The organism is Streptococcus mitis, from assembly GCF_047465045.1.
Classification (GTDB): Bacteria; Bacillota; Bacilli; order Lactobacillales; family Streptococcaceae; genus Streptococcus; species Streptococcus mitis_DT.
The window spans coordinates 21,045-33,607 of sequence record NZ_JASHAR010000015.1; the positions used below are offsets into that span (position 1 = coordinate 21,045).

The window sequence follows — 12,563 nt, forward strand, 5'->3', positions numbered from 1 at the left end:
CGCTCCAGCTGGAGCGATATTTTTATTTTTTCTTTTTCGATGGTGTGTGGATGGCAATCTTCACTTCAAAGATTGTTCCCTTTGGTTTATTATCTTTGACAGTAATGGTTCCTTTTAGCGCATCTACAATTTGCTTGGCTAAGGATAATCCTAAACCAAAACCACCTTTTTGGCGGGTTCTAGCCTTATCCACTCGATAAAAACGATCAAAAATTTTCTTCTTATCTTCTGCTGAGATACCGACTCCATTATCGGAAACTAGCAAATAAAGATTGCGATCGGTCGCTGAAATCATAAAATCAATTTCACCATCCTCCTCAGTATATTTGATAGCATTATCAAATAGGATGGTCATCAGTTGTTTTAAAAGAAGCTGATCTGTGACAATCGTTCTATGAATGCGATTTTCAAAACGGAAGACACGGTCATTTTCAGAAGCAATCATCTCATAGTTTGTGAAAGTCGTATTGAAAAAACTAGTTGGAACTTCTGCAAGTTCCGGCTTAATTCCATCATCTCTACGAGCTAAATTCAGCAAGTTTGTCGTCAAAAAACGCATATTTCGGACTTCTTCCAAACTCGATGCAATGCTTTCACTCACATCCATAATGGTAGCTTCTGGCTTCCGGAAAAGGGTCTCTAAACGATTTTGCAAAACTGCAAGTGGAGTTCGTAACTCATGACTGGCATTTTCCACAAAGGACTGCTGCTTCTGCATGCTCTCAAGCAGAGGCCGAACACTGACTCGAGCTAGATAAAGACTGGCAAGCAAAGACAAAATCCAGAAACTAGCCATCACGACCACAATCAATTGCTCGTGCTTTTGACTTGCCTGCTCCAACTGACTGGTATTAATCAAGACAGCCGCATACTTAATATTGGTTGAAACCGAACTGATATTGGTTTCCATCAAAATCATGCGATAGATTTCTTCCTGTCCATAGCTATTAAAAACCTGAATCTGATAGATATGGCCTAGTTCTTTCTTCTCTAGCTTAATCTTATCCAATCCCAAAAATCGGTTTCCAGAAAGGAGTTGGGTAAAATTCTTATCAAAGAGAATGACCTCTGTATTTGAACTAACATTGGGTTTTATCTCAGTCTTGCTAGTATCTGTAGCGGCATTCTCTAAATCTTTAATCTCTTCTGTCGCCCTATTTACTGCCAACTGAATAACTGCCTGAGGATTGTTACTCAAGCCATGGAGCGTATCATCCACCGAAGTATAGAGACTCGAATGCATGACCTGCAAAATAATCAGAGTCATGGTAGAGAAAATCAGGGTGAAGACACCAAAGTTGCGGATAAAGTAACTAAAGTCATCCGCATACCATGTTTTTTTTAGTTTACTGAACATCTTTTAAAATATACCCAACACTACGCAAGGTTTGCAAATTCTCTGCAAAAGTGGTTCCTTTTAATTTCTTACGGACTTTTGAAACATAAACTTCGACAACCGAAATCGTTGTATCACTATCAAATCCCCATAGACGGTCAAAAATCTGAGTCTTCGGCAAAATAACATTTTGATTTTGAAGGAAATAAACTAATAAATCGAACTCTTTCCCCAGCAATTCGACAGGAGTATCTTCTACTTTAACGGTATTGGTTGACAAATTAACCACAATATTTCCATAAGTCAAGGTGTTTTCATTAAACTTACCTGAACGTTTGAGAAGGGCTTGAATCCGCATTTTAAGTTCTTCTAGGTAAAAAGGTTTGGTCAGATAATCATCTGCTCCTAGCTCAAATCCATGTCCCTTGTCATCCAAACTTTCCTTGGCGGTCATAATCAGAACTGGTGTCGTAATTCCTTTTTCACGCAATTCTTTCAAGACTTGGAAACCATTTTTTTCTGGCAACATCAAATCGAGCAAAATCAAGTCATAGACGCCACTCTCAGCTTCGTAGAGACCTTCTTCTCCATCAAAAACCTGCATGACATCCGCAAAATCGTCTAAAAAGTCAAATACTGAATTTGACAGGCCTAGGTCATCCTCAACTAATAAGATTTTTATCATGAGAAACTCCTCCTTATTAAAACCATTATACCAAATTTGCCTTAAAAAAAACTCAACTCTCTGCATTTTATACTCAATGAAAATCAAAGAGCAAACTAGGAAGCTAGCCGCAGGCTGTACTTGAGTACGGTAAGGCGACGCTGACGTGGTTTGAATTTGATTTTCGAAGAGTATTACATGAGATAGCTGAGTTTTATTGTCATTTAGTCTTAATTAGTTAGTTCCGTATTGAAGAACAACTGCTTCCACTGCAGCTTTTTCACGGTTAATCAAGTCAACACGCGCTGCAATTTCCTTGATTCCCATACCGATGTTACGGCTAAGAGCAAGGTCAGAAAGTTGCGGTTCAAAGAATTCCTTGTACTCTGCCAAGCGTTGCTGAGTCTTAAATACGTGTGCAGGAAGGATAACAAAGCTATCAAAGCTCATATCTCCACCAAGAGCTGCCTTAATCCAAGCCCAGTTTTCACGCGCCCAAGACCAAGCTGTTTCCTGAGTTGCTTGGTGAGCTAGGAATTGGTAATACCAAGCAGACAAGTCCTGTGGTTTCACCACAAATTTGTCCTTCCAAGCAGCAATCAAGGTTTGGATATTGTCCGCATCTTTACTATAGGCAAGAGCTGCTGCCAACTGGCGTTTAAAGACAGCATCTGTTGCGTGAGTATAAGTGCCAAGATAAAGTGCTAACAAGTCTTTAGTCTCATGATGTTTCATCTCATTGATCAGAACTTGTGAGCGAATAGCTGCTGGAAGTCCTGCAAGATTCTCCTTGTGAGCCGCGAAGATTTGGCTAGCGACTTGACTAGCTTCTGCATCATTTGAGCGAATCATCATAGAAACAGCCAACTGACGAACCAACTCATCCTCATCTGATTCTCCGTTTTTAGCTTCAAAACCAAGACGGTCATAGTTGTGACGAGCCAATTTAGCAACCAAGGCTTTGAAGGCTCTTTCAGCTTCTGTTCCTTCATCGATAAAGCGCTCAAGGGCAGAAATGACTTGAGAAACAGCTGAGACCACAAGGTAAGACTCTTCCTTAGCAAGTTTATCAAGGACTGGAAGCAAGTCTGCATAAGAAATGTGCCCTGCTTCAGCAAGCAAGCGACGTTCTTGGACGATTTGCAGTTTACTTGTGTTATCAAGCTCAACTAGGTCAGCAAGAACAGCATCTAACAAGTCTCCTTGATAGTCTGTAATGTAGTGAGCTGTATTTTCTGTGTTGAGGCGAAGTGCTGTTTTGTTTTCAGCAAGAAGAGCTGCGTAGCCAGGGATTTCGATACTTTCAGTTTCAAGTGTATCAGGTAAACCTTTCCAGTTGCTGTTTAGTGGCACAACCCAGAGACGGTTCTTATCCTCGTGCTCACCGATGAAGAATTGTTTTTGTGAAATCTTCAAGACATCATTTTCAACTTTGACAGTAAGAACTGGGTAACCAGGCTGTTCCAACCAAGAATCCATGAAGGCTGCGACATCACGTCCAGACGCTTGACCAAGAGCATCCCAAAGGTCACGACCAATTGTATTGCTGTATTGATGTTTTTCAAAGTAGGCATGCAAACCTTTAGCAAAATCGGCATCGCCGAGCCAACGGCGAAGCATATGCATGAGACGGCTTCCTTTGGCATAGACGATAGCTCCGTCAAAGAGTGTATTGATTTCATCTGGGTGTTTGACTTCGACGTGAACTGACTGAACTCCATCAGTCGCATCGCGTTCAAGAGCGTGAGGCACTCCACCTGTTTGGAAATCTTCAAAGATATTCCAGCTTGGCTCAATGGCATCCACACAGACATATTCCATCATGTTAGCAAAGCTTTCATTGAGCCAAAGGTCATCCCACCATTTCATAGTAACGAGGTTACCAAACCATTGGTGAGCCAATTCATGGGCCACAACAAGGGCAACTTGTTGACGGCTGGCAAAGGTAGAGTTCTCATCCACAACCAAGTAAACTTCACGGTAGGTCACAAGACCCCAGTTTTCCATAGCTCCAGCTGAGAAGTCAGGAAGGGCGATGTGGAGAGATTGAGGGATTGGGTACTTAACTCCATAGTAATCTTCGTAAAACTCGATAGAGCGAACAGCAATATCCAGTGAGAAATCAAGGTTAGATAGTGGATGGGCTTTCGTTGAGTAAACACCTACAAGGGTACCGTTTTTAGTTTTAGCCGTTACCCCTTGCAAATCACCCGCAACAAAGGCTAACAAGTAAGAGGACATACGAGGTGTTGTCTCAAACTTCCAGATACCTGTTTCCTTACGGTTTTCAACATCGATTTCTGGCATGTTAGACAAGGCCAATTCACCTTCTGCTTGGTCAAAACGTAGAGAAAGGTCAAAAGTTGCTTTGGCTTCTGGCTCATCCACACATGGGAAGGCTTCACGCGCAAAATGGCTCTCGAACTGAGTAGACAAGACTTCCTTCTTGACTCCGTCAACTGTGTAATAAGAAGGGTAAATCCCAGTCATGTTATCCGTAATTTTTCCTGAAAAGGCAATAACCAAGTCAACTTGACCAGCCTCAGCCAATTCGATATGAAGGGCTTCATTTTCATGGTCAACTGTAAATGGGCGAGCTTCCCCTGCAACTTCTACAGAAGCGATTTCCAAGTCTTTTTGATGAAGGGAAATGCTGTCACTCTGTGCTTGCCCAGTGATGGTCACTTTCCCTGAAAACGTCTTGGTCTCACGACTCAAGTCTAAAAATAAATCATAATGTTCAGGAACAAATTGCTTAATAAAATGTTCAACTGCTTGCATAATTTTCTCCTATTCTAAGTTTAAGAGCTGCTGCTCTTCTTCAAACAAACTTATTATATCATGTTTTGCTGGAGAAAAAAGGATTGGACGGCGATTTCCAAAACTTTCTTCCGTCTAACAGTCTACAGTGGGTAGACCTTGCGAAATTCTTCTAAAACAACCTTGCTTTCAGGTGTAAAAGTCAGTCCTGCTTCACCCAAACAGTCTGTGAAAAAATCCTCATGAACCTGACGCCAATAGGTAAGTGATTTGTCTCCCTCACCTTCCTTATAGGCATGTTGAGCAGAAACTTGATTGAAGGGCTGGACAGAAACCTTTGTAATTTCGACAATACAGACAGCCTGATTTTGACTATCTAAAATGACATCAAAAGTTCCTTCTTGAGGAAGAGACTCGGCTTCTAGTGCATAGAGGTCGTAGGCTGAAGCTGTTGCAGTCTTTTCGCCTCTTAAAACCAAATCTGCTAAAAGGTCTGGTTCCACTCCAAAAGCCCAAGCATCGATTTCATCTCCTATAGAGGGGTTAATTTTCTTGTAGGCATTCCACATTTCTTGCGGTGTCATGGGCGCTCCTTTGTAATTTCTTACTTTCTTCTTTTATATGTTTGAGATGGTCTGGATAGCCAATTTCTAAATCAAATATCTCTGGAATAGAGCTGTAATGGAGAATGCATTCGATACCCAACTGATTCATTTTTTGTATGAAAGAATCATTCAGATAACCTGCTACAGCAAAGTCAATATTTTTAATCCTTGCTTTATCCTGCATCTGTCTCAAAATATCCAACATAATTGGATTCTCCATATCATGCCATTGACTGTTTCTAACAGTCGCAAAAATAAAAGAAGTCAAATCATTCATTCCAACTACAATTTTTGAAATACCCGTTTCCAGTATACTAGATAAGTCAAAATACGCTGACGGTAATTCAATCATCGTTCCAATTTTTCCAGTGAAACCATGCTGGCGCAATACTGTAATAGCTTGTTTTAATTGGTCGGCATCATTGACAAAAGGAAAGATAACAGATAGATTGGGATTGTTTTGATAAACTTCTGTAACGACATATGCTTCAGCCTGAAATTCATCCGGACACGCCAGCAAACGCCTAGTTCCTCTATATCCAAATAAGGGATGATTTTCATCAAAATACTCTGTAGTCCCCTTTAGACAATTAGCTTCTGTATTTGTTAATTCAGAAAAACGATACCAAACTTCTTCATCTGAGTACAGGGAGCAGATAGTCTCTAGATAATCTTTTACAAATTCCTGACAACTTGGTAACAGGATGTTTTGGTTGATCTCTCTCGACAAATACTCCCCACGAATCATTCCAATGTGGTGAAATAGTTGTGGGTAAACTTTTTCATCAAGTTTTTCGCCACTAAGAGCAAGTTGGTTTTTCATCATTCACCTCGTCTTAAAAGATACAATATCAGATATCATTATCATTATATGAAACTTTCCTCTAGTTCAAAAGCTTCATAAGGTTCAACTAACTCATATCCTAAAAATTCTGCTACTTTTTTGGAAGCCTCGTTATGAGCATCCCAAATAGGAAACATATCTCTATTTAAACTCTCTAGAATCATTGCAGCACCAAGTTTTTTAGCAAATCCATTTCCTTGTTCGTTTGGTCTAGTTGCAACTTCCACTTCAACTGCTCCACGGTAAACTAACCCTGAGGAAATCCCAGCAATCAGTTCATTATTTTTAAGAATCACAAAGCCAAATCCACCTTTTAAAACAAAATCCTGATAGGACTCAAAATCCCCCTGTAAATCTTGTGACCATTCTTCCTCAGAAAAGCAGTTATAAATATGATTATCAATAGGCACAATATTGTAATCTTCCTCTAACTGACTAACTAGATTATTTAGAAATTCAACTTGAAAATTTGCCTTATCTTTAAAAGAATAGCGAGTAAAAGACTTTAACCCCACTTTCCGATGCAGAAAATCTTGCCAATTGGTATTTTCTGAAATAATAATCTTATAATCTAAACCATATTTCCTAACAAAATCTTCCCAAAATCTGGAATCCAACTCCCCTGCTAGGTATAGAAAATTCCCAACATCATAAAAGCTTGTTGTCCTATCACTGTTTCGGTAGACAGTTCCGATTTGAGATTTAAGACCATAGAGAACCATATTTTTCTTCCATGTTTTAAATAGTTCCATTATTCCCCTACTTCACCTTCCAATTCATTTACAAGGTCTTGTCCAATTCTGGAAATCCTAATAATTCAGACTTAACCTTCAAGACCAATGGCGATGCATTTTCTTCTGTTATCTCTTGAATATCCATCCAACTCCTCCTACTTCAAAGACCAGCCACCATCTATTGTCAGAATTTGACCCTGCATGGCAGAGGCCTTTCCACTGGCCAAAAAGAGACTGACTTCTGCCACTTCTTCTGGCTCAATCCAGCGCTTGATTGGTGTTTCACTCGCCACCCAGTCTGCTAAGCCACCTGGTTCAAAGTCGGCAGCAGTCATACCCGTCTTGACTGCTCCTGGAGCAATTCCAAAGACCTGAATTCCAGCTTCAGCATAGTCTAGAGACAACTGCTTGGTAAATCCAGCCAAAGCATGCTTAGAGGAAGTATAGGCATGACCACCACCGCCTGCTAGGCTAGAAGCGATAGAACACATATTGATAATGATCCCCTTTTTATTTTCCAACATTTGAGTCAAATAGTAGCGAGTCAACTCAACAGGAGTCACATAGTTGATTTCAAAAATTTCTTGAATTTCCTGCGCTGTCTGTTCCAATAGGGGTTTATAAGCATCCAAAACTCCAGCAGTATTGCACAAAACATCCACCTTAGGACACCAGTCAAAAATAGGTTCCAAGTCCAAGGTCAAATCTCTCTGTAAAAAGTGGAAATCACCCTCTAAGAGTGGATTTTCACCTTGGTCAACTCCATAAACTTGATAGTCCTTCTCTAAAAAAAGGCGAGCTTGAGCCAGACCAATCCCTGAACTCACTCCTGTAATCAATACACGTTTAGTCATTCACTTCTACCCAATCCGTCGCCAAAACATCACAAGGTGTCGGACTCCACATGGAAAAACCTTCTCCTTCTCCAGACACGTTGATTAGGAAATAAGGTGTCACTTCAAGTGCAACCCCGTTTTGTTCAATGGTGTCAAAAAGTTGGACATAGTTTTCAGCACCTCCCCAACCAGTTCGTACATATTTTTTCTTAGCCTTTAATCCAGGTAGAATTTCTTCAAATGTCATGTTTTTCTCCTTTAATATCAATAATTCTCCCCTTCATTATAACAAAAAACCGCTTTGCAACGGCTTTTTGACTGTAATTTATTTACATCTGCTTCTACTTACGGCAAATTATTCCCTGCAGCAAGATAAATTTCATACCATTCTTTTCTTGTTAAGTTAAAGTTTCCCGCTTGGCTAACTTCTCTCAAGTGCTTAGGATTTGTGGTACCTACAACTGCCTGCATTTTTGCTGGATAACGCAATATCCAAGAAATGGCAATAGTTGAAGAGGTTACTCCATATTTAATAGCTAAACGATCAAGTACTTGATTTAAAGCTTGAAATTTCTCATTGCCAACAAAATTCCCTTTAAAATACCCGAATTGTAAGACAGACCATGCTTGAATAACCACATCGTGTAATTTGCAATATTCAAAAATGCTGCCATCTCGCATAGCTGCTTGACTATCTTCCATATTAACATGAAAACCTGATTCGAATCCTGGAGTAAAAGCCGCACTCAATTGTAGCTGATTAACAGCTAACGGCTGCTTGATATCTTTTTTAAGTAACTCCATCATCATAGGATTTTGATTAGAAACTCCAAAATTTCGAACCTTACCTTGTTTATAAAGGAGATCAAAGGCTTCTGCTACTTGGTCAGATTCCATCAAAGCATCTGGTCGATGAAGGAGCAAGCTATCTAGATGATCAATCTTCAATCTTTGCAAAATTCCGTCAACTGATTTTATAATATAGTCCTTAGAAAAATCAAAATAGGTAAATTCTTCAATGCGAATGCCACATTTGGACTGAATCCACATCTCTTCTCTTAAATCTGGACGATTTTTTAGGAGAAGACCTAACAGTTCTTCACAACGACCACGACCATATATATCAGCCAAGTCGAAAGCATTGATTCCAACAGAAAGTGCTGTTTCTACAAGCTCTTCAACTTCTTTTACAGACTTATCTTCTATTCTCATCATTCCGAGAACAATTTCTGATAATTCTTTGTCATCTTGACCAAGAGTTATGTATCTCATCAAATTTTTCTCCTTTGATTCTACATTCTTCAATTAATTATAACAAAAAACCGCTTTGCAACGGCTTTTTGACTATATTTCACTCCATTTTATCTTCTTAAATCCACGGAACAAGACAAAGATTCCAATAAAGAGGACAGCTAAAGGAATAACTTTTGTAAGGAAAACATTTGAAATTCCCATCCACTCATAGTAACGAAGCAGAGAGCCTACAACAAGATGGGCAACAATCATACTAACAAATGGACGAAAAATCGGTTCTTTCCAATTCCAAATACTGATGACTAGGGAAATCGTAAAGACAGACAAACTATCCCAGGGAGCAGGAAGATAAAAGGCTCCTTCTTGTATGAAGCTTGCCATTCCTACATATCCCAGAACAACTAGCAGAACAAGAATCCCAACGACAATATAGGTACCAATTTTCATTTTAGGAGAATCTTGGACTAAACTTCTTCGTAAAATTGTAGCCACAAGCCCAAATCCGACCAGAAAAAGAAGAAGTTGGCCTAAAAACGTAAGCAAATTGACTGTTAAGAGAGGACCTTTAGAAAAATCACCTAATAGTTGATAGTAGCGTAATACTGCTAAAACAAGAATTGGCGTCAAAAGGGACTCTTTGATAGAACTGCGAGGTGCTTCCTTGAGCATCTCTTTCATTATTTTTTTAGGATTCTTACCTAGATAATCTTCTGCACTCATGCCATCTCGTTCTGCTTCTGAGAAATCAAGCATCATCAAATAAATCTGCTCTCTGAGATAGTCCTCATCATAGAGAAATCCAGCAAGATTAAAACTATCCCACAGTTCCTCAAAATACTGCTGATTCTCCTCAGAAAACTGATGCAACAAAGCGCTTGTTTCTTCATAATACTTTATTTTCTTCATGGTTTTCCCCCCTTCTTAATCCCTTCTACTTTTTGACTCAAATCGTCCCATTGTTGCCAAAAGACCGAGACACGCTCTTCTCCTTCTTTGGTTAACGAAAAATACTTCCGATCTGGACCATCTGGAGACGGACGCATGTCGCCTCTTATCCATTGATTTTTTTCTAACTTTTGCAACAAAGGATAAATAGTTCCTGGAACGATAGTATCAAATCCAGCCTCTCGCAAAGTCTGAACCAACTCATAACCATACCGCTCTTTTTGACCAATCATATCCAAGACACAACCTTCAAGAACACCTTTTAATAGTTGAGTTTCCTTCATTCCTTCTCCCTTCTAATCTATTCTGTAATACCTACTAGTAGCTTCATCTATAATATACCACTTTCACACTAGTTTGTAAAGCATAATAGTTAAAGAAAAAAACGACAACTACTTTTCAGCAGTTATCGTTCCTTATCTTTTAATCTTTTCCACCAAGTCGACTATTGATATTCATCATGATACTAGCTATTTTTTCACCCCAGTACGGATCTGATGCATAGCGTACATTCATTCCTGTCGCTTTATTTCCAAGGTGATCTCTTCCACGGTCAATATAGTTCTCACGAATCCACTTGGCCGCACCAAGAATTCCTTTATCTACATCATCAAATTTCTTAGCTGAATCATAGGGACTGGTATCGTAAGCAGCTATTCCGAAGAAGTTATTTTTATCATTAGCAATTTGGCTACGTCCCCAAGCACTTTCTAGCGCACTGTGAGCCATTAAATAAAGAGCATTGACACCGTAACGTTTTTCAGCTTCTTTAAAAATTGCTCCTTTACCGGCAAGACGACTGTTTCGGATATTCATAATAGAATAAACTCTATTTAATTCATCCGCACTATAGTTGGTTGGTTCAGTTAAATTCTTGAAAAGGAAACGATTTTTGATAGTAAACCCATCGAAATGTTCTCCATCCTTTGAATAATACTTCTTACCAATTTTCATAGCTGAAGTATGTGGAGCTACCCGAATACTAGTGTATGGAGAAAGTTCATGATATAGGAATCTTCCGTCAGTAGTATAGTGAGGAATAAACTCACTTCCTTCATCAACTAAAGTCAAATCGCTTTGATTCATATAACCGGATAATCCTGAAATTGAAACAGCTAGGCGATTAACCTTGGTTTTAGAGCTATCATAGGTCACAATACTTCCCTGATTGACATAGCTCAAAATATCTCCTGATTCACTATAAATATATGCTGTGATTGGTTTAACCTTAAAATATTTGGGGCTTTGAATCCACTTTCCATCACTCTGGAAGAAGTACTCCTTATTTTTGATGTTAAAACCACCAGTAACATAGCTTCCATCTTCTTTCAGGTAGTACCATGCATTGTAGTTAGAATCAAAAATCCATTCATTCTTGGCCATATAACCACCAGATTTGAGATAATAAGCACCAATCCATTCACGTGAAGCATAAGCACCACCTGATTTGAGGTAAAACCAGCTATTATAAGATTCATCAAAAATCCATTCTTTTTCAGCCATTGCTCCACTATCTTTTAGATAGTAAGCATCTTTCCACTGATTACTGGCCATCACACCATCATTGTTAAAATAGTACCATGTGCCCTTAATTTTTTCCCATTTATTACGAAGGATTTTTCCTGAATCTGTGGCATAATACCATTTATCAGTAATCTTCACCCAAGCATTTTGAGCCATTGCTCCACTATCTTTTAGATAGTAAGCATCTTTCCACTGATTACTGGCCATCACACCATCATTGTTAAAATAGTACCATGTGCCCTTAATTTTTTCCCATTTATTACGAAGGATTTTTCCTGAATCTGTAGCATAGTACCATTTATCAGCAATTTTCACCCAGGAATTTTCTACCATTGCTCCACTAGTATGAAAAGCATAGTCATTAACAATAGTATTGCTAGCCATGACTCCATCTTGATTGAAGTAATACCAAACATTATCAATTTTTTCCCATTTATTACGAAGAATTTTTCCTGAACCTGTGGCATAATACCATTTATCAGCAATTTTCACCCAGGAATCTTCTAGCATTACTCCACTAGTATGAAAAGCATAGTCATTAACAATAGTATTGCTAGCCATGATTCCATTTTGATCAAAGAAATACCAGACACCCGCAATTTTTTTCCAGTTTTTGATTGGTTGATTATTCTCATAAAAAAGCCATTTCCCATGCTCTTTCTGCCAACCATTCTTAGGAGCCTCTTCAACCTTCTCTTTATTTAAAATAGCCTCTTGTTTAGAATTATTTTCTTTTACAACAACTGGTTCTTTCTTTTTTTCCGTCTTTTCAGTTTCATTCTTTGTATTTTCAACAACTTTTTTCTCTTCTGATGCTAAAGTCTGATTTTTATCTTTAGACTGATTTTTGTCCACAGATTGACTCTTATTAGTCGTTTGACTTTGGTCTGTTGTTTTACTATCTTCAGCAAAGACTGATGTTGTGGGCACAATTGCCAATGCAAGCACTGCTGTGCTTACAAGTAGTATTCTCTTCATTTTACTCCCCTAAGTAGAAATTCATCTACACCATTCATGATTAATTTTATTCTAACATAGTTATAAAGATGAAAATATTACAA

General features: G+C 38.8%; 12 protein-coding genes. All 12 read right to left on the reverse strand.

Annotated features, from left to right (window positions below):
- Positions 1–22: 22 nt before the first annotated feature.
- Positions 23–1,357 (reverse strand): two-component system sensor histidine kinase CiaH, encoded by a 1,335-nt coding sequence (gene ciaH / locus QM409_RS08135; protein WP_049515678.1) that lies wholly within the window; start codon positions 1,355–1,357, stop codon positions 23–25.
- Complete coding sequence (gene ciaR / locus QM409_RS08140; RefSeq protein ID WP_000590639.1) at positions 1,347–2,021, reverse strand: two-component system response regulator CiaR; 675 nt, start codon at positions 2,019–2,021, stop codon at positions 1,347–1,349. Before ciaR ends, ciaH begins: the two co-directional genes overlap by 11 nt.
- Positions 2,022–2,234: 213 nt before the next feature.
- Positions 2,235–4,781, reverse strand: coding sequence for a M1 family metallopeptidase (locus QM409_RS08145; RefSeq protein WP_414305133.1), 2,547 nt, complete (start codon positions 4,779–4,781; stop codon positions 2,235–2,237).
- Positions 4,782–4,903: 122 nt separating this feature from the next.
- Positions 4,904–5,344: an ASCH domain-containing protein gene (locus tag QM409_RS08150; protein ID WP_000188807.1), complete on the reverse strand. Its 441-nt coding sequence runs from the start codon at positions 5,342–5,344 to the stop codon at positions 4,904–4,906.
- Positions 5,304–6,188: a putative PEP-binding protein gene (locus QM409_RS08155; protein ID WP_414305134.1), complete on the reverse strand. Its 885-nt coding sequence runs from the start codon at positions 6,186–6,188 to the stop codon at positions 5,304–5,306. The genes QM409_RS08150 and QM409_RS08155 overlap by 41 nt, the downstream gene beginning before the upstream one ends.
- A 44-nt stretch (positions 6,189–6,232) precedes the next feature.
- Positions 6,233–6,961: a GNAT family N-acetyltransferase gene (locus QM409_RS08160; protein ID WP_261066856.1), complete on the reverse strand. Its 729-nt coding sequence runs from the start codon at positions 6,959–6,961 to the stop codon at positions 6,233–6,235.
- A gap of 137 nt (positions 6,962–7,098) precedes the next feature.
- Positions 7,099–7,797 (reverse strand): 3-oxoacyl-ACP reductase, encoded by a 699-nt coding sequence (locus QM409_RS08165; protein WP_414305135.1) that lies wholly within the window; start codon positions 7,795–7,797, stop codon positions 7,099–7,101.
- Positions 7,790–8,026: a DUF2829 domain-containing protein gene (locus QM409_RS08170; RefSeq protein ID WP_000141914.1), complete on the reverse strand. Its 237-nt coding sequence runs from the start codon at positions 8,024–8,026 to the stop codon at positions 7,790–7,792. Before QM409_RS08170 ends, QM409_RS08165 begins: the two co-directional genes overlap by 8 nt.
- 98 nt (positions 8,027–8,124) lie before the next feature.
- A complete protein-coding gene (locus QM409_RS08175) occupies positions 8,125–9,051 on the reverse strand; it encodes an aldo/keto reductase (RefSeq protein WP_150922607.1) in 927 nt (308 codons plus the stop codon).
- 72 nt (positions 9,052–9,123) lie between these two features.
- Positions 9,124–9,939, reverse strand: coding sequence for a hypothetical protein (locus QM409_RS08180; RefSeq protein WP_414305136.1), 816 nt, complete (start codon positions 9,937–9,939; stop codon positions 9,124–9,126).
- The gene (locus QM409_RS08185) at positions 9,936–10,262 is read right to left on the reverse strand and encodes a PadR family transcriptional regulator (protein WP_125454528.1); all 327 of its coding nucleotides are present in this window, start codon (positions 10,260–10,262) and stop codon (positions 9,936–9,938) included. Before QM409_RS08185 ends, QM409_RS08180 begins: the two co-directional genes overlap by 4 nt.
- A 139-nt stretch (positions 10,263–10,401) precedes the next feature.
- Positions 10,402–12,480, reverse strand: coding sequence for a glucosaminidase domain-containing protein (locus tag QM409_RS08190; protein ID WP_414305137.1), 2,079 nt, complete (start codon positions 12,478–12,480; stop codon positions 10,402–10,404).
- Positions 12,481–12,563: the final 83 nt, after the last annotated feature.